The organism is Chryseobacterium sp. Chry.R1 (genome assembly GCF_039645525.1).
In the GTDB taxonomy this organism is placed as follows: domain Bacteria; phylum Bacteroidota; class Bacteroidia; order Flavobacteriales; family Weeksellaceae; genus Chryseobacterium; species Chryseobacterium proteolyticum.
Window position 1 is genome coordinate 3,395,044 of record NZ_CP151793.1, and the last position, 24,275, is coordinate 3,419,318.

General features: G+C 36.2%; 22 protein-coding genes. 13 read left to right on the forward strand and 9 right to left on the reverse strand.

Translation table 11 applies throughout. The features are described from left to right. The first annotated feature begins 393 nt into the window (after positions 1–393). The 3 genes from AAEU33_RS15415 (at position 394) to AAEU33_RS15425 (ending at position 2,948) form a co-directional block, all read left to right on the forward strand. A complete protein-coding gene (locus tag AAEU33_RS15415) occupies positions 394–1,041 on the forward strand; it encodes a porin family protein (RefSeq protein WP_172282940.1) in 648 nt (215 codons plus the stop codon). A 142-nt stretch (positions 1,042–1,183) separates the two neighbouring features. Continuing rightward, positions 1,184–1,744, forward strand: a complete 561-nt coding sequence (locus AAEU33_RS15420; protein WP_172282941.1) for a porin family protein — start codon at positions 1,184–1,186, stop codon at positions 1,742–1,744. 499 nt (positions 1,745–2,243) lie between these two features. Then, positions 2,244–2,948, forward strand: a complete 705-nt coding sequence (locus AAEU33_RS15425; RefSeq protein ID WP_172282943.1) for a porin family protein — start codon at positions 2,244–2,246, stop codon at positions 2,946–2,948. 101 nt (positions 2,949–3,049) lie between these two features. Here AAEU33_RS15425 and AAEU33_RS15430 read toward each other — a convergent pair whose 3' ends face one another. The 6 genes from AAEU33_RS15430 to AAEU33_RS15455 form a co-directional block, all read right to left on the reverse strand. Then, positions 3,050–3,997, reverse strand: a complete 948-nt coding sequence (locus AAEU33_RS15430; protein WP_345988609.1) for a glycerophosphodiester phosphodiesterase family protein — start codon at positions 3,995–3,997, stop codon at positions 3,050–3,052. Between the two features lie 165 nt (positions 3,998–4,162). Next, on the reverse strand, positions 4,163–5,656 hold the full coding sequence (purF, locus tag AAEU33_RS15435; protein WP_172282947.1) for an amidophosphoribosyltransferase: 1,494 nt from the start codon (positions 5,654–5,656) through the stop codon (positions 4,163–4,165). Positions 5,657–5,766: 110 nt separating this feature from the next. Beyond that, positions 5,767–6,486, reverse strand: a complete 720-nt coding sequence (gene purC / locus AAEU33_RS15440; protein ID WP_172282949.1) for a phosphoribosylaminoimidazolesuccinocarboxamide synthase — start codon at positions 6,484–6,486, stop codon at positions 5,767–5,769. 32 nt (positions 6,487–6,518) lie between these two features. Further along, a complete protein-coding gene (locus tag AAEU33_RS15445) occupies positions 6,519–7,214 on the reverse strand; it encodes a DUF3307 domain-containing protein (RefSeq protein WP_345988612.1) in 696 nt (231 codons plus the stop codon). 1 nt (position 7,215) lies between these two features. After that, on the reverse strand, positions 7,216–7,821 hold the full coding sequence (locus tag AAEU33_RS15450) for a SatD family protein (RefSeq protein WP_172282953.1): 606 nt from the start codon (positions 7,819–7,821) through the stop codon (positions 7,216–7,218). Between the two features lie 204 nt (positions 7,822–8,025). Beyond that, positions 8,026–9,900, reverse strand: a complete 1,875-nt coding sequence (locus AAEU33_RS15455) for an endonuclease (protein WP_345988615.1) — start codon at positions 9,898–9,900, stop codon at positions 8,026–8,028. A gap of 195 nt (positions 9,901–10,095) precedes the next feature. On the opposite strand from AAEU33_RS15455, the gene AAEU33_RS15460 reads away from it, so the two are divergent. The 10 genes from AAEU33_RS15460 (at position 10,096) to AAEU33_RS15505 (ending at position 20,972) form a co-directional block, all read left to right on the forward strand. Then, a complete protein-coding gene (locus AAEU33_RS15460) occupies positions 10,096–11,235 on the forward strand; it encodes an acyl-CoA dehydrogenase family protein (protein WP_172282956.1) in 1,140 nt (379 codons plus the stop codon). A 16-nt stretch (positions 11,236–11,251) separates the two neighbouring features. After that, on the forward strand, positions 11,252–11,749 hold the full coding sequence (locus tag AAEU33_RS15465; protein ID WP_345988617.1) for a DinB family protein: 498 nt from the start codon (positions 11,252–11,254) through the stop codon (positions 11,747–11,749). Positions 11,750–11,950: 201 nt separating this feature from the next. Next, entirely contained in the window at positions 11,951–14,881 is a 2,931-nt protein-coding gene (locus AAEU33_RS15470) for a reprolysin-like metallopeptidase (RefSeq protein ID WP_345988619.1), read from the forward strand. Positions 14,882–15,130: 249 nt separating this feature from the next. Next, the gene (locus AAEU33_RS15475) at positions 15,131–17,374 is read left to right on the forward strand and encodes a reprolysin-like metallopeptidase (RefSeq protein WP_345988621.1); all 2,244 of its coding nucleotides are present in this window, start codon (positions 15,131–15,133) and stop codon (positions 17,372–17,374) included. Between the two features lie 421 nt (positions 17,375–17,795). Next, the gene (locus tag AAEU33_RS15480) at positions 17,796–18,503 is read left to right on the forward strand and encodes a hypothetical protein (protein WP_345988623.1); all 708 of its coding nucleotides are present in this window, start codon (positions 17,796–17,798) and stop codon (positions 18,501–18,503) included. A gap of 13 nt (positions 18,504–18,516) precedes the next feature. After that, positions 18,517–18,936, forward strand: coding sequence for a hypothetical protein (locus AAEU33_RS15485; RefSeq protein ID WP_345988625.1), 420 nt, complete (start codon positions 18,517–18,519; stop codon positions 18,934–18,936). Positions 18,937–19,129: 193 nt separating this feature from the next. After that, entirely contained in the window at positions 19,130–19,597 is a 468-nt protein-coding gene (locus AAEU33_RS15490) for a nucleoside triphosphate pyrophosphohydrolase family protein (RefSeq protein ID WP_172282968.1), read from the forward strand. 3 nt (positions 19,598–19,600) lie between these two features. Further along, on the forward strand, positions 19,601–20,167 hold the full coding sequence (locus tag AAEU33_RS15495; RefSeq protein WP_273647927.1) for a thioredoxin: 567 nt from the start codon (positions 19,601–19,603) through the stop codon (positions 20,165–20,167). 3 nt (positions 20,168–20,170) lie between these two features. Next, positions 20,171–20,776, forward strand: coding sequence for a DUF4230 domain-containing protein (locus AAEU33_RS15500; RefSeq protein ID WP_172282971.1), 606 nt, complete (start codon positions 20,171–20,173; stop codon positions 20,774–20,776). Between the two features lie 10 nt (positions 20,777–20,786). Next, a complete protein-coding gene (locus tag AAEU33_RS15505) occupies positions 20,787–20,972 on the forward strand; it encodes a hypothetical protein (RefSeq protein ID WP_172282973.1) in 186 nt (61 codons plus the stop codon). Positions 20,973–21,047: 75 nt separating this feature from the next. Here AAEU33_RS15505 and leuB read toward each other — a convergent pair whose 3' ends face one another. From leuB to leuC, 3 genes are all read right to left on the reverse strand, one after another. Further along, a complete protein-coding gene (gene leuB, locus AAEU33_RS15510) occupies positions 21,048–22,172 on the reverse strand; it encodes a 3-isopropylmalate dehydrogenase (protein ID WP_306612188.1) in 1,125 nt (374 codons plus the stop codon). After that, entirely contained in the window at positions 22,162–22,761 is a 600-nt protein-coding gene (gene leuD / locus AAEU33_RS15515; RefSeq protein ID WP_172282977.1) for a 3-isopropylmalate dehydratase small subunit, read from the reverse strand. Before leuD ends, leuB begins: the two co-directional genes overlap by 11 nt. Before the next feature lie 120 nt (positions 22,762–22,881). Further along, positions 22,882–24,270 carry a 3-isopropylmalate dehydratase large subunit gene (leuC, locus tag AAEU33_RS15520; RefSeq protein ID WP_345988629.1) on the reverse strand — a complete coding sequence of 463 codons (1,389 nt, stop codon included), beginning with the start codon at positions 24,268–24,270 and terminating at the stop codon, positions 22,882–22,884. Between the last annotated feature and the right edge of the window lie 5 nt (positions 24,271–24,275).

Sequence of the window (24,275 nt, forward strand, 5' to 3'; positions counted from 1 at the left end):
AAAGAATGATTTAAATTACTATTCATTACAGGCCTTATGGTTTTTCATAAAGGAATTTTCATCCGGCCTTGATTTTAAAATAAATTCCACTTATTTCAAAAAAGGAGTAATATATATCAATTACGTTCAAGTCATTTGAGTATTATTTTCCTCGAAATAAGCCTAATCTAGAATTTAAGCTGTTTTTAAGGAATGTTAAACAAATGTTTGTTTACCTATCGTAATGATATGATTTTAAGCATTTTATAGTAGTTTTCAATAGTATTTGCGGACCTGACTTTTGTCATATTTTATGTTTTGGCATCTAATTTGAAAGATACTCTGCGTCAAACGAAAGTTGACAAGTAGTAAAATTTAAAATTAAGAATAGTAAAATATTAAAAAAATTAAGTTATGAAAAAGTTAATTTTAGGATTAGCAGTAACTGCAAGTTCATTAGCATTCGCTCAGACAACTTCTACTTCATCTTCTAACCCGGTTACATTTGGTGTTAAAGGTGGTATGAACGTTTCATCTCTTTCAAAAGGAGCTGACCTTAGTGACTCAAAATCTAAAATCGGATTCAATGCAGGGGTTTTTGCAAACATCCCGGTAGCGAGCTCATTCAGCATTCAACCGGAGGTATTGTATAATGACTTGGGTTCAAAAGTAACCAGAGAATATACAGTATTAGGTAATAACTTTAAGGATGAATCTTCAAGAAATTTAGGTTATATAGCTGTACCGGTAATGTTCCAGTATAATGCAACTCCTGAATTCTTCTTGGAAGCAGGTCCTGAATTCGGATTTCTAGTAAGTGCTAAAGATAAATTCAAAAGTTCTACGAATGATAATACAAGCACAAGAACGAGAAGTCTTGACAAAGATGCTTTCAACACATTCAACTTTGGAATCGGTATTGGTGCAGGATATTATTTCACACCAAACCTAGGAATTACAGCTAGATATACTGCCGGATTAACAGATATCTACAAAAACAACAATGGTGATGCGATGAGAAACAACGTATTCCAGGTTGGTTTAGCTTACAAATTCAAATAAGCATAAAACACATTCAGATAACAAATTTTGATTTCAATAAAATGGTTAGATTTAATGGTTAAATCTAACCATTTTTGTTATTTTAACATAATTTGGCAAGAATTTTGCATCAAAACAGTACAAATTAAAATTAAATATAATCATGAGAAAATTATTATTAGGTTTGGCGATCGTTGCTGGTTCATTAACGTTTGCTCAAACATTTGGAGTAAAAGCAGGTCTTAATATCTCTACAATTTCAGGTGGTGATTCAAAATCAAAAGCAGGATTCTATGGTGGAGTTTTAATGAACGTTCCTGTAGCTCCTAGCTTTAGTGTACAACCCGAAATCTTATACAATGGGTTAGGCGCAAAGGCTGATGGAAACACTGATCTTAAAGTAAATTTAGATTATATCTCTGTTCCTGTGATGTTCCAGTATAATGCAACTCCGCAGTTTTATCTTGAAGCAGGACCTCAGTTTAGTTTCCTGATCAATTCAAAATTTAAATACAAATCTTCTTCTGTGGATGGAAAAGATTTTGTGAAAGGTTTTGATTTTGGTGTAGGTCTTGGTGCTGGATATTTCTTTACAAAGAATATCGGTGTAAATGCAAGATATGTTGCGGGTGTTATAGATATTGCTAAAGAAGTTAATAACGTACAGGCAGATGGAAAAAATAACGTATTCCAGATCGGTCTTACTTATAAATTTAATAAGTAATAATATACTTTAATAACAAGATAAGCGGTTAGATTTGATAAATCTAACCGCTTTTTTATGCCCTGCTCTCCGGTAATGTTCTGTTTTCATATTGAATAATCAATGCAATGCATCCATTAATCAACAAATGATGATCATAAAAAAGTATAAAAGTCTGATAAAAATGTTCATCTGGCATTTTTGTACGCTTCAATTCATCTGGAAAGTTGGGTAAAAATGGTCATAACTAACGATGAATAAAGGGTGTTGAATAAAAAAAATGAAAAAAGTTTGCATTTTTTTTCAAGCAATTTTAACTTAAAAATTAAACAAATTAGATTGTTTTAACTAAAAAAATCCCACGTATGTGGATTATCACTTATTCTTTTAAAGAAGTGGCTCGCAGCTTATCTTTCTGCAAATCATAAAATTATAATTATGGCAAGCCTTTTGCAAAATACACCCCATCTGAATGAATAATTCGGATAACAAGAAATAGTACAATTTAAAAAATAAAATTATGAATAAGTTATTTCTAGGACTAGCAATAGTTGCTGGTTCATTAGTATTTGCTCAGGAAACACAAACAACAGCTACTATTACTACTGTTAACAAAGAAAAAGAACCAATCAGATTTGGTATTAAAGGTGGAGCTAACTCCGCTCAATTCAGTCAGCAACAATTAAGTGCAAACAATCAGAAAATAGGATTTAATGCCGGTGTTTTTGTAAATATTCCTCTTTCCAAGCAATTCAGCATACAGCCTGAAGCATTGTATAACCAATTAGGAGCAAGAAGTGTTCTTTCTTCTACTGAAGTTACAACGGGAGCTACTACTGTAAAAACTCAACGTGATTACAAAACAACATTGAATTATGTTTCAGTACCGGTAATGGTTCAGTTTAAGCCAGCGGATAACTTTTATGTAGAAGCAGGTCCTGAATTCAGTTATTTCATCGATGGAAAAAACAAAGGTGAAAATACTGTTACAAGCACTACAAACGGTATCGCTACCACTCAGAAAAATTCAGTTTCTGAAACGATCAACAAAGATGACATCAACAAATTCAACTTTGGTCTAGGTTTAGGTTTAGGATACTACTTCACACGTAATCTGGGAATCAACGCAAGATATGTAAATAGCTTGACTAAGATTGATAAAAGCAGACCTGCTGCTGAAAACAACAACAGAGTATTCCAACTAGGTTTGAATTATAAGTTTTAATAACAACAACCAATTTTTTAACCATAGAATGTAGTTTTCTGCATTATAAAATGGCTGGAAGAATAACTTCCAGCCATTTCTATTGGATGAGTAAGGCAAATCTATTCGAAAATTCGCGGGTCATCGCTAATCACACCATCTATTCCCATTGCTTTTAATTCCTGCAGTCTTTCTTTCGAGTTTACTGTCCATGGTATGACTTTCATTCCGAGTTTGTGACATTCCTGCACCAATCCGGGTGTGACAAGAGATTGATCCGGACTGTAAATTGTAGGAGTAAAACTTAAGAATTTCATATCACCCGATACTCCATTAAGATGATCGGGATACATTCTGAATTTTTCGACAGGGATATTTTTAAAATAATTCCGCTGCTGGGCAAGCTTTTTATCATCCACCTTCTCTACCAGTAAGGCAGTCATTATTTTAGGATATTGTGCATGGATAAGCTCTAAGGTTCTTGGATCGAAGGATTGAATAATAACCCGGTCCTGGATATTTTTTCCTACAATGATCTTCATCATCAGATCGACAAATTCCTTAGGTTCAGGATGGAAAATATCGTCCGAAAAAGGTCGCGTTTTAGTCTCTATATTATAAAACGGCAAAGGCCTTTTAAGTTCCCGGGCATAATTCTCACAGGCATCTATAACATCTGAAAAGAGCGGTTTTTGTACCCTCATTTTCTTTTGGTCAGGATAATTGGCTAGTGTTTTCATCCCTACATCAAAAGTTTTGATCTTTGCATAAGGCATTTCATAAATTTTGTAATAAAATCCGGAATCCCGGGGAATAAATGTTCCGTCAGGCTTTGTTACCAGTTCAGGTGAAAGAAATGCATCGTGAGAAAGAATCACCTGCTTGTCTTTTGTGATGGCAAGATCCATTTCAAGTGTCGTAACACCCATTTTTAAAGCATTTTTCATTGCAGGGATGGTGTTTTCCGGATATAAGGATTTTCCACCCCTATGCGCCTGGTTATCAAAAGACTGAGCTGAATATAGCTGAATAAACAGAAATAAAATGCCTGTGATAAATGTACTTTTCATAATCCTGATCTTAATTACGCAAAATTAAAGGATACCGGCATATCCTGTACGACAGTAATATTAAGCTTTTGCTACATTTATATCAATTATTTTTTTCGAAATAAAACGAAAAAGACCTGATATTATGCTATCAGGTCTTTTTTTATGTATTGATTGTTGAGACAATTAATTAAATAGCTCTACTTCCTCCCCTTTTGCTACAGGATATTGTTCTGTAAAACATCCAAAGCAGTGATTGGAAGATCCTAAAATTTCTTTAAGGTTTTCTGTACTGAGGAACTCTAAAGAATCTACTCCAAGGTAGTTTCTTAGCTCTTCAGTCGTCATATTGGCTGAAATCAAATCATCTTTTGATGGAGTATCAATCCCAAGATAACAAGGTGCAATGATCGGAGGAGAAACACTTCTGAAATGGATTTCCTTTACTCCGGCATCCTTTAAAATCTTAACCAGTCTTTTAGAAGTAGTTCCCCTTACAATAGAGTCATCAATAATAACTACTCTTTTGCCTTTAATTTCAGATATAATAGGATTCAGCTTCAGGTTAACGATCCTTTCTCTCATTTCCTGAGTCGGAACAATAAAACTTCTTCCGATATATCGGTTTTTAATTAAAACCGGACGGAAAGGGATCCCTGATGCTTTTGAAAAGCCAATCGCTGCAGGTACTCCTGAATCCGGAACTCCGATAACGATATCTGCATCCACAGGAGCTTGTTCCCAGATTTTTTCACCCGACTTTTCTCTGATCTCATACACATTAATGTTTTCTAATGTCGAGTCAGGTCTTGCAAAGTAAATATATTCGAAAGAACAGATTCTTTGTTTTCCTTTTTCATTCACCATATAAGACTGTAATCCGGTCTCATTTTCGTTGGTGTAGATGATCTCTCCAGGTAAAATATCACGAACATACTGTGCTCCCACTGCGTCCAATGCTACGGATTCAGAAGCCACTACATATGATTTTTCATCAATAGCTCCTAAAACCAACGGTCTGATCCCGTTGAAATCCCTGAATGCAAAAAACTTATTTCTCGTCATTCCTACTACGGAATAAGCTCCTTCGATCTTTTCCATTGTTGCTTTGATCGCTCCTCTTAATCCCAGATCAAGGTTTTTCTGGATTAATCTTAAGATAACCTCAGAATCTGAAGTTGCTCTGAAAACAACACCTTCTGCCTCCAGTTCGGCTTTCAGTTCTTTTGCGTTCGTTAAATTACCGTTATGTGCAATCGAAAGTATAATCTGGTCATATTCATTTTTCGCAAAAAATGGCTGGAAATTGTACTTCTTTTTATCTCCTGCTGTAGTATAACGTGTATGCCCTATTGCAGAATTCCCCATAAAAGCTTCAGGATCCTGAATATCTTTATAAACGTCTAAAACCAACCCTTCGTCTTTCAGATTATTGATCTTCCCGTTTTTAAGAACGGAAATACCACAGGCCTCTTGTCCTCTGTGCTGTAAAGCAAAAAGTCCGAACTGAGAAAGGGAAAACGTATCCAGATCATTGTCAGAATACAATCCGAAAATACCGCACTCCTCATTAGGAGCATCAAGTCTTTCCTCTTCCTTTGTTCTGAAAAGGTTTCTACCGTAAGTCTGGTTTTTAAACTGTTTTAAATATTCACTTTTATGAATGTCTAAACTTTTCATTTCTATTTTTTCTAATCTAGATTTTATTTTGATAGATTCTACAATTAGATGTGAAATTCAATATTATGTTAAATACAATCTCAAGTCTGATTATAAATCTTCCGTATTACTTATTTATTAAGTAAAGCTTTCAGTCTGTTATAGATTTCGACATACGCTTCAGTTACTTCACCTAAGTCTCTTCTGAATCTGTCTTTATCTAATTTTTTCATGGTGTCTTTATCCCATAATCTGCACGTATCAGGAGAGATTTCATCTGCCAGGATAATTTCACCATCTGATGTTTTCCCTAATTCGATCTTGAAGTCAACCAGGATGATATTCATTTTATCAAACAGATCGATAAGGATTTCGTTGATATCAGAAGTCAGCTCGTACATTTCATCAAGCTCTTCATACGTAGCTGCACCTAAGAAAACAGCGTGGTGATCATTGATCAAAGGATCTCCCAATTCGTCTTTTTTATAGCAGATATCAAAAATAGTTACCGGAGATTTTATACCTTCCTCTACTCCTAATCTCTGAGCCATACTTCCGGCAGAATAGTTTCTTACAACCATTTCCAAAGGAATAATGGATACTTTTTTTACCAATTGTTCTCTTTCGTTCAATTGTTTAATGAAATGAGTTTTAATCCCTTTTTCATTTAAATACTCGAAAATTAAAGTGGTGATCGCGTTGTTCATTTCGCCCTTAAGATCAACCTGTCCTCTTTTCTGAGCATTGAAAGCCGTAGCATCATCTTTGAAACGCACTACTACTTGATCAGGATTATCGGTAGCAAACACTTGTTTAGCCTTACCTTCGTACAACATTTCTTTCTTTTCCATTTTCTAAATTGTCTTTATAGTTAGATTTATAATTATTTTATTAAAATTCCCGTTAAAACAGCCATTCCAAAACTTAAAAGCGTTCCTACCAATACATATTCAGTCAACTTTCGTTGTTTTGCCTGTGCAAGGTCACTGAATCTGAATACAGATTTGGCAGCAACCATGAAACCTACCCCTTCCCAGTGGTTTACCAGAATAAAAATAAATACCAGTAAACGTTCCAGGATTCCTATATATTTACCTGCACTCGTTAAAGATTCGGTTTGTATATTATTCTGAGCTTCAGCAACCGGAGTCCATGAAGACAGTAATATTTTAATGATAATAGATGAAGGCGTCGTTAAAAATATAACAGCCATTACTATTTTCAGAAATTCCTGATTTTCAAATATCGTTACATCAAATTCTTTAAAATAAAATGAAACACTTAGAATGACCAGGATATGAAGAACCTGATCAATAAAAAACCATCTTTTCTTTGTTTTAATGTTTTGGAAGATAAGCTTAGCTGCATCAATGATAAAATGAGAAATACCTACCAACGCTGCCACCCACCAAAGTTGAAGGTTCCAAAGGAAAATAAAAGTTAAAACAGTATGTATGAGAACATGCAGGTACAGAAACTTACTTTTAAGTTTACGATTTTCTTTATCAGCAACCCATGAATTTGGCTGAAGAATAAAATCTCCGAGTAAATGTGCCAATATGAGTTTAGTGAAAATCATGTTACAGTTCTGAAATTTTCTTTCTAAAATATTGATTTGTCTCTACGATAAGGTCATAGTTCGCCCGTTTTAGCCTCTGGCTTACCGAAGATTGCGATATGGCAAACTTCCTGGCAAGATCTTCCTGGGTGATATCTTTATTCATGATCATTTCATGAATAATTTCGGCGGTAGCCATTGTCCAGTTATCAAAATCTTTTGAAGCCCACTTTAAAAGAATATTGAGGTCCCTGTCTACCGTTTCGTTCGATGTTTTAATAGCAACAGTATCACCATCACTCTTTAATCCATTCAGTAATCTTCCGGAATTAACGTAGGCCGTTCCATTGGATTCGGTAATCTTTTCGGATGAAAAGTTTTCCTCACCAATACCGATGGCTATCCTTACATCTAAATTTTCCTGACTTTTTATAATAGATTTTATGGCTAGAAAACGCCAGAAAACTTCATCGATAGTACACTTAAACTGAAATTCATCTCCTCTGTAAATTTCCCATGTGAGGGGTGAGCTCCCCCAATTCTCCAGGAGATTCTTTAGTTTGGTAATCCAAACTTCTGTGTCTGCATGTTGCGAATTTATAATATCACCGGTGATGACCGCTATCATTTTGCAAATATAAGCATAATTACTTATAAATAAAAGATATAAGCAGAAACACTTATAGATATTAATTATTAGTGAATCTGCTTATATCAATATCCTGTAAAACAGTAGATTCTACGGGATATGAACTCTTTAAAAATTAATTTCCAGAACTATAATTTCATTACTTTTTAAAGTGAAAAAATCTATTTTCTGAATTTTATAAAGTTATTTCTTGATAAATTTAAATACTTTGTTATCCAGTTTTAAAAGATAATGACCGGATTGTAAATTCTGCAATGAAATATTATTTTTATTTAGGAAAGGTGTTTTTTCAGTAATCAATACCCTTCCGGACCAGTCGATGATCTGTGCCGTTTCTATGCCTTCTGTTTTTCCGGTTACAAATATATTTTCACTGACAGGATTAGGATATATTTTAAGCTCTTCCTGTCCGGCATACTGAATATCCTGTAAAAATAAAGTTCCCGTATCTTCACAATGATCAGCAGGATGTACATCCCATTCATTTATATTAAAAGAAGTTGTGGGCTGAGTAACATTAGCTTTTCTGTAAAGAGAAACGTCAGTCAATTGAGATGAATTGGATTGGGACTTCATACCAATAGCATCAACAGTTGCAGATTTATAGCTCAGCTCAATATACTGGCTTCCTGAAAATGTCATTTGCGGGGCTGCAGTAACAAACTTAGCGCTTTCATTGCCAAAGCATGAAAAACTGGCGTTAGGATTTAAAATCATAAAAGTTTCATTATTCTGTACGGTCCCCTCCAGCTCATATGGAGCGGGAAAATAATAATTGGTACTACTAGGAAACTGAATAGCAAGCCTGTAATTGCTTAAATTCACCGCATGCCCCGTTCTGTTGGTAATCTCAACAGCTTTATTATTGGATGTTCCTTCTAAATATTTAGAAACAAAAAGGTCTTTGGAATATACATCGGAAGCAAGAGTGGTTACTGAAACAATATTACTGTCTGGTGAAAAAAGATATCCGTTATCATAGGCTTTAACCGTATAATTGTAGTTGGTAGAAGGAGAAAGATGATCGATGCTTATCGAGGTATTTCTTGTTGATGCCACCAGCGACCCATTCTGATAAATCTTATATCCGATAACATCTGAACTTGTACTTGGCGTCCAGCTCAATGTTGTAAAGTAGGCGCTTGTCTGACTCACAGTTAGATTCGTTGGTGATTGAGGAGAAATCGTGTCAGGAACCTGTCCCCAGATATCATTTACCCATTGCGGATGATCAATAAATGGATTTCTGTTCTTTTGTATCATGTAAACAGAATTATTTCTGTCAATTTCTCTTTGGGAAACAGGATCCTGGGCATGCCACTGGAGAAGCATAGCTATATACGCATCATCAAATGCTTTTTCTTCCGTACCATCCAGAGGATTGGTATCCGAAGCCGGATTTGCATTATTGTTGAATTTAAAAGTTCCTAATTTTCCTTCATACCTCACTGCAAAATACAATAAGCTCCTGGCAACATCTCCTTTGAACTCATCTATCGGTTCGTAAACACGTCCTGTATAAACATAATTGGGAATGGCACTTCTTCCGATTTTGGAAGAATTGGTAAAGGTGTAAAATACATTAGAAGGTGTTGTAGTAGAAATTCCATACGGATAATTACTTCTCAACTGATTGATCCTTGCATCTGTTGGTACTACATAAAACAAATCCGAATACATGGGATAGTTACTGTAAAATGTACTTTGAGGCATCATATGCTCTCTGTTCCATCCGAGTCCTTCGGCCGACGAACTTCCTATAAGATTAGCGGTCGTATATTCGTAAACATCCGGTCCTGTCGGAATTTCAGAGTACATATCCAATAGTATCGTCGTGTTGCTTGCATCATGATCATAATAAATATCGAGATCCGTCTGATTATAATAATTGGTGAGATCACCATAATGCCAGCTTATGTTCTTAGTCGAAATAATGTCATGCAATCTGGACTTCAATGCAAATCCGGTAAGTCCCGTTGTTCCGTCATAATATCCGGCCGGAGCTTGTGCTGAAACAAAAGAGGAAAATAAGATAATAGATCGTAAAAGTTTTTTCATATTCTAAAATTTGGTATTGTAAAGTAGATAAATAATCAATATCTCTTTACACGATTTTTATTAAAAAATTATTAAATTATATTATGTAAAAAACTGATAGTTAATTTATTGTAGACAGAATATTACGCAGTGGATAATTTATTTTCGTATTTCTACAATTTAAGTATCTTTGAGAACTAACTATTTACTTATATAATGAATACCGAGATTGTTGACAACATCAAAATGATAGCAGAAACAGCAAAAGAATTTGCTGAAAAAAACATCAGACCCCATATTATGGAATGGGACGAGAGCCAGACTTTTCCAAAAGATCTATTTCATCAATTAGGAGAAATGGGTTTTATGGGAATTGTTGTTCCTGAGCAATATGGAGGTTCCGGGTTAGGCTATCACGAATATGTTACCATTCTTGACGAAATTTCTCAGGTAGACCCTTCTATCGGACTTTCTTTAGCCGCACACAACTCATTGTGTACGAACCATATTTACGAATTTGGAAATGAAGAGCAAAGACATAGATGGTTGCCTCAGCTTGCAACAGGAAAAGTACTTGGAGCATGGGGATTAACAGAACACAATACAGGTTCTGATTCAGGAGGAATGTCTACAACAGCTGTGAAGGATGGTGATGAATGGGTAATCAATGGAGCTAAAAACTTCATTACTCATGCTATTTCCGGAGATATTGCAGTCGTAATGACAAGAACGGGAGAAAAAGGAGCAAAGAATAATTCAACTGCTTTTGTTTTGGAAAAGGGAATGCCGGGTTTCACTTCTGGAAAGAAAGAAAACAAACTGGGAATGCGAGCTTCTGAAACGGCTGAATTAATTTTTGATAATGTGCGTGTACCAGATTCTAATCGTTTAGGAGAAGTTGGAGAAGGCTTCAAGCAGGCTATGAAAATCCTGGATGGTGGAAGAATATCTATTGCAGCATTAAGTCTTGGGACAGCAAGGGGTGCATATAAAGCAGCATTAAAGTATGCTAAGGAAAGACATCAGTTCGGAAAATCTATCGCGAGCTTTCAGGCTATTAATTTCATGCTTGCTGATATGGCAACCGAAATTGATGCTGCTGAACTTCTTATTCACAGAGCTTGTACATTAAAGAATGCTAAACAAAAAATGACCAAAGAAGGAGCAATGGCGAAGTTATTTGCTTCTGAAGCTTGTGTGAGAATTGCAAATAATGCAGTTCAGATCTTTGGAGGTTATGGATATACTAAAGATTTTCCTGCAGAAAAATATTACAGAGATTCTAAACTTTGTACCATTGGTGAAGGAACTTCAGAAATCCAGAGATTGGTAATCGGAAGAGATATTACACAATAATTTATTTTCTACTATCATGATTAAACAGGCTCTTTTAGGTGAGTTTCTCTATGAAGCAGAGAATACCCGAAAAATTTTAAATGCAATTCCCGACAGTGTTCTGGATTGGAAACCTTCCGATAAAAGCTGGACCACGGGCCAACTGGCTTCTCATATTGCAGAGATTTACAACTGGTATGAATATACTTTCAATCAGGATACTTTCGATATGGGAATCTACCAATATGATAAAGGGGATATTTCCACAATTCAAAATATTGTAGCAAAGTTTGAAAATAATGTCAGTAGAGCCCAACAAGTAATAGAGGGCTCTGATGAAAGTACATATTTTAATGAGTGGAAAATGGAAATGAATGGAAAAATTCTTTTCGCTCCTACTCCAAAAGTTCAGGTAATCAGAGGCTTTTTATTTAATCATTTATATCATCACAGAGGAGAACTGGTTGTTTATCTGAGATCAACGGGAAATAAAGTTCCTGGATTGTATGGCCCTACGGCTGATGATAGATTGTAATGTAGAGTTAACTTATCAATAAATGAATAGCATGCGTATTTTACGTATGCTATTTTCTTTTTTTGATACAATATGAATTTTATTATTCTTAACATAATGCTTAATATATTTAAAATATAATCAAAAATTTTCTTAAAAAATTTTGTTTTCTGTTGTGAATTTTTTATTAGCTTTGACATTCCACAATCAAACAAATATTTTATGAAAAAACAATTAACTCTGATTGGAGTGCTTTTTATGACGGGCATTTCTTTCGCTCAGACCGATCGTCTCTGGTCTCAAAGTTCACAGAAAACATCTGCAAATGTTTTCGAGAATAAAACGAACATCAATAATCCAAAAGTCTATACACTGGACATAGACGGTTTGAAAAACGCGCTTTCAAGAGCTCCCAAAAGACTGGCTGCCGGCGAAAAATCACAAGTCATTATTTCTTTTCCTAATTCCGACGGGAAAATGGAAAACTTTAAAGTAAAAGAAAATTCAAATTTTGATCCACAACTGGCAGCCCGGTATCCGGACATTAAATCTTACGTTGGTGAGGGTCTTGGAGATTCTAATTCCACAGTTTATTTCAGTATTTCGCCCTTAGGATTATCCTCGATGGAAATTTATGGTGATAAATCGGCTGTGTTCATCGAGCCTTACACCAAAGATCTTTCAACGTATGTGGTTTATAAAAAATCAGACAAAAAAGACAATCTTAACAAATTTGAATGTACTGTTATTGATGTTGCCCAAAAAGGGATTGATAATACCAGTCTCGCTGCAAGACCTAACGCTGATGATGCCAAGCTGAGAACTTTCAGATTAGCACTTTCCTGCACAGGAGAATACACTACTTATTTTGGAGGAACAAAAGCCAACGCTTTAGCTGCAATGAACAATACAATGACCCGTGTAAACGGTGTTTTTGAAAAAGATTTCGCAGCAAGAATGGTTTTAATTTCTAACAATGATGCTGTAATTTACACTAATGCTTCTACGGATCCTTACTCCCCTTCAAGCAGTATGAATAACTGGAATTCGCAACTTCAAAATACCCTAACTTCTGTGATTGGCGAGTCTAATTACGACATCGGACACCTTTTCGGGGCTACCGGAGGTGGTGGAAATGCCGGATGTATCGGATGTGTTTGTACAAACGGCTCGAAAGGAAGTGGCTACACCTCCCCTGCTGATGCAATTCCTTCAGGAGATAATTTTGATATTGATTATGTAGCGCATGAGATGGGGCATCAGTTCGGAGGAAACCATACATTCTCTATGAGCAATGAAGGAACCGGAGCTAATATGGAACCTGGTTCAGGATCTACCATCATGGGATACGCAGGAATTACCTCTCAGGATGTACAACCCCATTCTGATGCATTTTTCCATGCAATAAGCATCCAGCAGATCACTAATAATATTAAAGCTAAAACATGTCCTGTAAGTACAGCAACAGGAAATGCAATTCCAACCGCTAATGCAGGATCTGATTACACTATTCCTAAAGGCACACCATTTATGTTAACAGGAACCGGTACGGATTCAAACGGAGATTCCTTAACCTATATATGGGAACAAATGGACAATGCTTCTTCGTCACAGACAGGAGCAAGCTCTGCAGCCAGCGCAACAAAAGCATCCGGACCTACTTTCAGATCATGGACTCCAACAACTTCTCCAACCAGATATTTTCCAAGGATGGCTTCTATCCTTGCCGGTGCTACCACAACCGCAGGTTCAGAAATTACTGTAGAAGCTTTATCTAATGTAGCAAGAACACTGAACTTCAGATTTACAGTTCGTGATAACAGAGCCGGAGGTTCAGGAAACAATTCTGATGATGCAGTGATTACGGTAAATTCTACAGCAGGACCATTTGTGGTTTCTTCCCAAAATTCAGCAACGACATATACAGGAGGAACTTCCCAAACTGTAACATGGGATGTAGCAGGAACTACAGGAAATAATGTAAATGCTGCTAATGTAGATATTCTTTGGTCAACTGACAGTGGAAATACCTGGACTACATTATTGGCCGGAACACCTAATGATGGAAGCCAGGCTGTTACCATACCTAATGCCTCTACGACAACAGGGAGAATTATGGTAAAAGGTTCCAATCATGTATTCTTTGATGTAAATAACGCTAACATCACGGTAAATGCAGGTTCAGGAGGAACTGATACTGTAGCGCCTACAGCACCTACTCTTGCTGCTTCCGGTACTACTGCAACCACAACCAATTTATCATGGAGTGGAGCTACGGATAATGTAGGAGTTACCGGATATGATGTATATCAGGGTGCTTCATTAATAGGATCTACTGCTTCTACTTCTTATACAGTAACAAGCTTAAGTCCATCTACCACTTACAGCTTTACCGTTAAAGCAAAAGACGCCGCAGGAAACACTTCAGTAGCCAGTAATTCCGTAAGTGTAACAACTCTTGCAGGAAGCACGGTAACCTATTGTTCAGCAAGTGCAAACAATACTGCTGACGAAAGAATAGGAAATGTGAAGTTTGGAACGATCAACAACACTTCTACGGGAACTGCAGGATACGAGAATTTCACATCTGTTTCCACTAATGTTACAAGAGGAACTGCCTATACAATTTCTATTACTCCGGTATGGACTTCAACCGTATACAGTGAAGCGTACGCAGTATATATTGACTACAATCAAAACGGAGTCTTTACAGATAGCGGCGAATTGGTATGGACCAAATCAGGATCTACTACAACACCGGTAACGGGAAGTATAACGATTCCTGCCTCTGCTGCACTTGGCTCTACAAGAATGAGAGTAATGATGCAGTACAGCTCTATCCCATCATCATCTTGCGGAACTTATACGTATGGACAAGTTGAGGATTACACAGTAAATATCGGATCAACATCTAAAGGAGACATATTAGCTGGCAATAATATGCTTACAGATATCAAACTTTATCCTAATCCGGTAAAAAATATCCTTAATGTTTCCAATACAACATCTGAAGAATATAAAATCTTCGATATGACAGGAAAATTAATCAATTCAGGAAAACTCGAAAGAGGATCTGTTAATGTAAATAATCTCGTAAAAGGAGCTTATATGATACAAATTGGTGAAATTTCAAGGAGATTCATTAAAGATTAATAATATTAAATCAGGATTAAATGAAAAAGCTACCTCACTAGAGGTAGTTTTTTTATTTGTTGATTTAGAAAAAAATTAATCATTTATTTTGTTTTAATTTATTTTATTCATTTTTTATTAAAAAATTAACTATTATTCAATTCGTAAATGAAAATAATAATTAATACCTAGTAAAAATATGAATTAAGTACGTTTTTCGTAATATTATTTTCGTTAGCTTTGGTATTCCACAATTAAACAATATTTTATATGAAAAAACAGTTATCCATGATTGGGGTGCTTTTAATTTCGGGCATCTCTTTCGCGCAGACCGATCGTCTCTGGTCTCAAACTTCACCAAAGACAGCATCGCAGGTTTTTGAGAACAAAACCGGCATTACTGATCCAAAAGTGTACTCACTAAATCTTGATGCACTCAAAAGCGTCCTTTCAAAAGCTCCAAAAAGATTGTCTGCGGGAGAACCATCAGAAATTATTATTTCTTTTCCTAATTCAGAAGGAAAAATGGAAAATTTTAAAGTAAGGGAAAACTCAAACTTTGATCCTCTTTTAGCTGCAAAATATCCGGATATTAAATCGTATGTTGGACAGGGAGCAGAAGATAAAAGTTCGACTGTGTATTTCAGTATTTCTCCTTTGGGGCTTTCTTCTATGGAAATTTACGGTGACCGCTCTGCTGTTTTTATTGAGCCTTACACGAAGGATCTTTCTACGTATGTAATTTATAGGAAGTCTGATAAAAAGGATGCACTTAATAAATTTGAATGTAAAGTGATTGATGTTGCACAGAAAGGGATTGATAAAACAACCGTTGTTGCAAGACCGAATGCTGATGATTCAAAGTTAAGAACCTTTAGATTAGCCCTTTCCTGCACCGGTGAGTATACGTCTTATTTTGGAGGAACTAAAGCAAATGCCCTGGCTGCTATGAATAACACAATGACCCGTGTAAACGGAGTGTTTGAAAAAGATTTTGCTGCCAGAATGGTCCTTATCTCAAATAATGATGATGTCATTTACACCAATTCATCCACCGATCCTTATTCCCCTTCATCACAGCTTGATAATTGGAATTATGAACTTATGCAAACCTTACATTCAACAATTGGTGATGCCAATTTTGATATAGGACATTTATTCGGAAAAGATGGTGGTGGTGGTAATGCAGGTTGTATAGGCTGTATTTGCAGCAATGACGATACAACTTATGTAGATGGAGGAGTTACATATCCTGAAAACTATAAAGGAAGCGGATACACCTCACCGGCAGACGGTGTTCCTTCAGGAGATAGTTTTGATATAGATTATGTAGCTCATGAGATGGGACATCAGTTTGGAGGTAATCATACATGGTCTTATCAGACCCAAACCGGATTGCAACCTGTAGAACCGGGATCCGGATCTACCATTATGGGCTATGCAGGGATTACAAGTTATGATGTGCAAGCTCATTCGGACGCTTTATTCCATGCTTTAAGCATTCAGCAGATTACGGACAATATTAAAGCCGCAACCTGCTCTGTAAATACAGCTACAGGAAATTCCATCCCAACAGCCAATGCAGGTCTTGATTACACTATTCCTAAAGGCACACCCTTTATGTTGACAGGAACCGGTACGGATGCTGACGGAGATACATTAACTTATATCTGGGAGCAAATGGATAAGGGAACTTCTTCACAAACAGGATCCAGTTCTGCAGCCAGTGCTACAAAAACCGCTGGTCCTACATTCAGATCATGGACACCAACTGCCTCTCCTACCAGGTATTTCCCAAGAATGGCTTCTATCCTTGCAGGTGCTACAACCACCTCAGGATCCGAAATCACAGTAGAAGCATTATCTAATGTGGCAAGAAAACTGAATTTCAGATTTACAGTTCGTGATAACAGAGCCGGTGGATCAGGAAATAATTCCGATGATGCTATAATTACAGTAAACTCTACAGCTGGTCCATTTAAGGTGAGTTCCCAAAATTCTGCCGTAACTTATGCCGGGGGAAGCTCTCAAACCATAACATGGGACGTTGCAGGAACTACAGGAAATAATGTAAATGCGGCTAATGTGGATATATTATGGTCAACCAATAGTGGAACTACCTGGACTACTTTGCTGGCGGGAACTCCAAATGACGGTACCCAGGCAGTAACAATTCCTAATGTTGCAACAACAACAGGAAGAATTATGGTAAAAGGAAGCAATCACATTTTCTTTGATGTGAACAATGCCAATATAAAGGTAACTGCATCTTCAGCCAAACAAAAAGACATCACTAAAGACCTGATCACCGAGGTGAAGCTCTTCCCTAACCCGGTAAAAAATATCTTAAATGTTTCAAACGCTACTTCAGAAGAATATAAAATTTTTGATATGGGCGGGAAACTAATTAATTCAGGAAAACTTGAAAGAGGAGCCATTAATGTAAGTGGCCTTATTAAGGGAGTTTATTTACTTCAGACTGGAGAAACAACAAAAAGGTTTATTAAAGAATAATTATCTTGATAACAATGATCTTAAGGCTACTCTTTTTAGAGCGGCCTTTTTTTATTCAATTCATCTTATAGAAAAGTAATAAATTCTAAAATTAAAAACTAAAAAAGTAAATAATTCATTAATTATTAATTTTTAAAATAATTTATTCTTTTGTTATAGTTTTTTAATTTAAATTTATCGAATCATTGTACCGCCTGCCATCGGGTATTCGGGTCGAAGATGCTATTAGTAAGCATTGCCTGATTCATATCACTTTGCATTCCATTACTTTGGATAAAGTCTTAATAAGCGCCTTATTTTACATCCAAAGTGAACCAATAAATTTATTCCGAAGATGACCGCCAATATTCACTAGATGAATATTAATGAAAAAGATATGCCTCCTGACACTAACTTAATTATAAATAAAAAACTAATTATTATGAAACATTTACTGAAGTATTTACTTTTTTTATCCGTTATTTTTTTCTCGACTGCTTGTAGTTCGGACAGGGATGATGAAATTGATAACACAAACGGAGTTACCCACGTATTTTATAAGAACGCTGATGAATTTGCCTTAACTTATGACACCGCGGGACTGGTTAACCAGGATATCCGGAATCAGGCTTTCGAATTATACAAACAGGGAAAATGGAGTGAACTGGAAGCTCTTTTTAAAGCCAATAATCTAAATGGAGGCTGGCCCCCTGCCAATGGGGGATACAATATAGTTGATAATGTTCCCTTTCAGGCCGGGCAAAAGTTTGACCGGTACAGCGGAGCGATTAATTATAGTGGAAGCGGAATTCCTACGTTAGGAGGCAGTTTTACAAGTCCTATTATAAACGGGTATGTGTATACTTTCTCTCAAAGAGCATTAAATCAACCTGAAAACACCTATGATTTTTATTATGAGATCGATGTTCTGAATAATTCATTACCTTTCACTTCCCAAACAGCTGATGTAATTCCCTGGTTCAATCAGGTAGGTGGCGGAAAACAAACGATGTGGAAAATCCCTATAGATCCGGCAACCGGTTATCAGAAAACCTGGAATAAGTTGGCGGAGGAAGGATATGTGAAAATAACCATAAAAAAAAGTCCAAGCGGTCATTACAACAATTTAGTAGGTACAGTGATTCAATAAAAGACAGATCCTGATGTATTCAATATCAAAAAAAATAAGAATTGGCAGAAAAGCTCTCGTAGCAAAAGCAGTTTTTACCAATGATGAAATTATCCCATCTGCAGTCACAACATTTACCTGTTGTGACTGCGGTTATGAAAATAAACTCGAAATTATCCCTTATCAATCAGGGTTCCCGATCCTTCAGATTTATCAGGGTGACAAAGTTCTTTCGAAAAACGAATTAACAGATAATGGTATTGTTGCTCCCACCCTCCCCAGCATATTGCATTTTGGAGAATTAACGGTTTCTAATTTACCTACCTTATACTTTGGTACGGATTGTCCATCCTGCCACTCCTCTTATATCTGTGTTTTCAGTTATGGTGAAAAACAACCGGGAGCAACGGTCTTACATATTTCAGGGGTCTGGAAATTTGAAAAAATGGAGTAATCTGTTTTTAATCATCATTTTGATAATTTCGCATGGTTATTAATGAACATGATTACCTGCAAAATCCGCCAGAGGATCATGAAGTAGATTACGGAGAAGTAGTCTATATTCTACCGTTTTTAGGTACATTTTGCGTTGTACATTTTACCATTAGCAAATCGTTTTCTATCTTTGCTTTTAAATAAAAAAATTCATGGATAAAATTGATAGTCTGAACCAAGTAGCAGAATTCCATACTACTTTTAAAGCCCCTATTTTAGAAACACCACAAATTCCTTCTCCTGAAAGATGTAATCTTAGAGTTGAACTGTTACAGGAAGAATTAAACGAATTAAAACAAGCAATCGCAGACAATGATATCGTTGAAATTGCAGATGCTTTATGTGATTTACAATACGTTTTGAGTGGTGCTGTTTTAGAATTTGGTCTTGGCAACAAATTTGTAGAGCTTTTCAACGAAGTTCAGCGTTCCAATATGTCAAAAGCATGTGACAACGAGGAGCAGGCAAATGAAACTGTTGAATTCTATAAAGAAAAAGAAGTAGAATCTTTTTATGAAAAATCAGGAGAAAAATTCAACGTTTACAGAAAAACGGATCACAAAGTTCTGAAAAACAAATACTACTCTCCTGCTGATTTGAAAACGATCATCGAGAAATAAAATATGAAAAAATTTATTACAAATACCGTTGCTATTTCAGGATTGTTCCTGGCTACCCAGCAGCTCAGTGCTCAGAAAGTGGTTGTAAACCGTGAGGTAGAAACCCAGAATGATGGCAAAATGCTTTTGGGTAACCAGTTAAAAGAACAATTTTTAAAGGCACCTTATGCAGATTGGTATGTGAAAGAGCATGATGAATATGCTTTAGATCAGAAGGCCATTGCAGACTTGAAGAAAGCTAAAATAAGTTCTTATCACATTATCGTTTTCATGGGAACCTGGTGTGAGGATAGCCACAGGGACTTTCCGAGACTGATGAGAATCCTGGAAGAAGTAAATTTTCCGGATAACAGGCTGACCATTATTGCAGTCAATCGCAAAAAGGAATCTCCATCAGGAGAAGAAGGTATTTATAATATCCAGAAAGTTCCGACTATTATTGTTGAAAAATATGATAAAGAAATCGGAAGAATTATTGAAATGCCCAAAACCGGTTATGTAGAAAGGGATCTGGTAGAAATTCTGAAAAAAGATGACAAATCGGTACTTAAAGAAATATTTAAAAAGTAAATATTGAAAAATAATAAGCTTATACTATCTTTTGTAGCAGGAATTCTTGTGATGCTTTTCCTGTTTTTCGGTCTTAAGTCCTGTTTTAATTTTGGAGGCAAAACGGAAAAATCGGATTATTATATTCTGACGAACCAGATTTCCAAAATGAATAAAATGGTGGTTTTGGAACAGAATATTTCCAGCATGCAGAAAACCAAAATGGGTTATGAAGTATTCGGAAACGAAGTATCCAGTAACAGTATAATCACCTATACCAAGACCAATGCCCAGGTTTCCTACGATCTTAATAAAATGAAGATAGAGGTGGATTCGATCAATAAAAAACTGGTTATTACTCAGCTGCCTAATGCCGATATCCGAATTACTCCAAGTGTGGAAATACAGTCGCTTGACGATTCTTTCTTTAACAGGATTTCTGAAAAAGACATTAAAAATGTAACCAACAAAGCAAAAGAAACAGCTATTAAAGCTATTGATGAAAATAAGCTACGAAATGAAGGACGTAAGCAATTGATGGAAAATCTTAATAATATTTTTGTTTTGGCAAAGGCTTTGAATTATACCATTGAAGACAAAACAGGTCAACTCGGTATTTTAGAACTTTAAAATCTAAGCTATGAATTCAAAAGATAATGCTAAAAAGAAGGAATCTGCCAATGCTGCAGAATCGAAAAAACAAAACCAGGATTTCCCGGATATTCCTGCATCATCTAAGAAAACCAATCCACCGGATATCGATAAAGAGGATATTGAAAAATCTTCGAAGAATAAGTCCGGAAAAACAGATAATACCCGTCGGTAAAATAATGAAAGGTCTGCTTCAGAAGAAGCAGACCTTTTCAATATAAAAAAAATAAAATCAAACTCTTGGTTATCACTATACAATAGTGGATTTTCCGATCTTGATATTCTCAAAATTGTAATATGATTTTTCGGAAAATCTGATATAATCCGCAATGAAGTCCCCTACTTCGCTTGTAGAATAAGATTGCTTCGCATTAAGATCTACGGTTACATATTTGTTTTCAATGGCATGTTCTACCGATTCTCTCAATTTATCTGCTGCCTGATTCAATTTCAGGTGATCCAACATCATTGCCGTACTCAATATTGAAGCTACAGGATTAGCAATACCTTTGCCTTTTGCCTGCGGATAAGACCCGTGAATAGGCTCAAAGAGTGCATTTTCATTTCCTATAGATGCGGAAGGCAGAAGTCCTATGGAACCACCGATTACACTCGCTTCATCAGAAATGATGTCTCCAAACATATTCTCCGTTACGATAACATCAAATTGTTTAGGATTAAGGATCAGCTGCATCGCAGCATTATCTACAAACATAAAATCCAACTGAACTTCAGGATATTCCTGGGCGATTTCCTTACAGATCTTTCTCCACAATCTTGAAGTGTCCAGGACATTAGCTTTATCAATAAGCGTTAATTTCTTTTTACGTTTTTGGGCTTCCTGAAATGCCATATGCACAATAGGTATAATATCTTCCCTGCTGTATTTACAAACATCATAGGCATAAGCTCCTTCTTCATCGGTAAATTTTTCACCAAAATAGATCCCACTCACCAATTCCCTGAAAATCTGAATATCCGCTCCTTCAATGATTTCTCTTTTCAAAGGACTTTTCTCAATCAATGAAGAATAGGTTTTTAACGGCCTGATATTGGCAAAAAGCCCTAATTCCTTACGAAGCTTCAGCAATCCCTGTTCCGGTCTTACTTTTGCGTCGGGATTATTATCAAAAGCAGGGTCGCCTATCGCTCCAAAAAGCACGGCATCTGATTCTTTACAAATGGCCAGTGTTTGTTCAGGCAACGGATCTCCTGTCTGAAAAATTGCTTCTGCTCCCATCAATCCATAGGTAAACTGGAAATTGTACTGGAACACTTCACCAATTACTTTAAGGATTTTTACACTCTCACTGACCACCTCAGGACCAATTCCGTCTCCGGGAAGTACAGCTATTTTGAAATAATTATTGTTCATATACTTTTTGTGTTTTTAATTCAAACTCTTTTATGGCTTCTTTTTTACTGATCAGAAAATCAATGTCGTCATATCCGTTAAGCAAACAGATTTTCTTATAAGAATCCAATTCAAAATATTCTGTTTTACCATTAAAACTTATAGTTTGCTGTTCAACGTCTATGGTAATTTCCTTTTCAGGATTTTCTGTAATGTCCGTTAAGATTTCCTGTAAGAATACATCAGAAACCTTTACAGGCAACAAACCGTTATTCAAGGCATTTCCTTTGAAAATATCCGCAAAATAACTGGATACAATCACTTTAAACCCGTAATCGGTTAAAGACCAGGCAGCATGCTCACGGCTACTCCCACAACCAAAGTTATTACCGGCTACTAAAATCTCACCGCGGTACTGGGGTTTATTTAAAATGAAATCAGCATTTGGCTGATTGGTATGAACATCATATCTCCAATCTCTGAACAGATTATCTCCAAACCCTTTTTTGTCTATACTCTTCAGAAACCTTGCCGGAATGATCTGATCAGTATCTATATTCTCTACAGGCAAAGGAATTGCACTTGATTTTATTATAGTTAGCTTTTGCATTGCTTTAGTTTACTAGATTACAATATGTTTTGGTTAAAAGCTGCTTTATTTAAAATGTATGAGAAATCAGTTCAAACAAAAGCAGCTATTTTTAACATCCTCTATTTGTATGTCTTATTATTAATTTAAATTTTCAAAAATATTGATTCTGCCTTCTATGGCGACTTTAGCAGCAGTCAACGGACTTGCCAAAATAGTTCTGGCTCCCTGTCCCTGTCTGCCTTCAAAATTTCTATTGGAGGTCGAAACGCAATATTCACCTTCAGGAATCTTATCATCATTCATGGCCAGACAGGCTGAACATCCGGGCTGCCTGATCTGAAAACCGGCATCATTGAATATTTTATCAAGACCTTCTTCATAGATCTGTTTTACCACAAGCTGGGATCCTGGAACAATAAGCGCTTTAACATTTTGAGATTTATTCTTTCCCTTAATATATTGCGCTGCAGAGCGAAAATCTTCAATCCTTGCATTCGTACAGCTTCCAATAAATACATAATTTACCTTAATATCAGAAGGAGACTGACCGGCTTTTAATCCCATGTATTGCAACGCCTTTTCCTCGGATTCATTTTGTGGAACAGGAATAATCTCATCCAAAGAGATACCCATCCCCGGGTTTGTTCCATAGGTAATCATAGGTTTTATTTCTGACGCATCGAAACTAAATTCAGCGTCAAATGTGGCATCTTCGTCCGTTTTCAGACTCTTCCAATAGGCAAGTTTTTCTTCCCACTCCTCTCCTTTTGGTGCAAAAGGCTTTCCTTTTACATAGACAAAAGTCGTTTCATCAGGAGCAATCATTCCTCCTCTGGCTCCCATTTCAATACTCATATTGCACACCGTCATTCTTCCTTCCATCGACATTTCCTCAAAAACAGACCCCGCATATTCACAGAAATACCCGGTTCCTCCATTAGTCCCTACTTTAGAAATAATATACAGGATAACATCCTTGGGCTGAACATCTTTTTTAAGCTTTCCATTAACCGTAATCCTCATTGATTTTGGTTTATTGAGCAATAAACACTGGCTCGCAAAAACCTGTGCTACCTGGCTGGTTCCGATACCAAAAGCTATTGTTCCGAAAGCTCCGTGTGTAGAAGTATGACTATCTCCACATACAATGCTCATTCCCGGCTGTGTGATACCCAGTTCCGGTGCAATAATGTGGACAATTCCCTGATAGGGATGTCCAAGGCCATACAGTTCGATATTATTTTTGGTACAGTTTTCAGTAAGTTGTTGTACCTGGTTTCTTGAAGACTCATCGCGGATAGGTTGCTCCTGATTTAAAGTCGGTACATTGTGATCCGCTGTAGCTACAATCTGATCAGGCCTGAATATTTCAAGATTTCTGGATTCCAGTTCTGCAAAAGCCTGAGGGCTTGTTACTTCATGAATAAGATGTTTATCTATATAAATAATTTGCGGTCCGTCAGGAATTGTTTCCACCACATGAGCATCCCAGACCTTATCAAAAAGTGTTTTCTTATTATTGTTCATTTTTT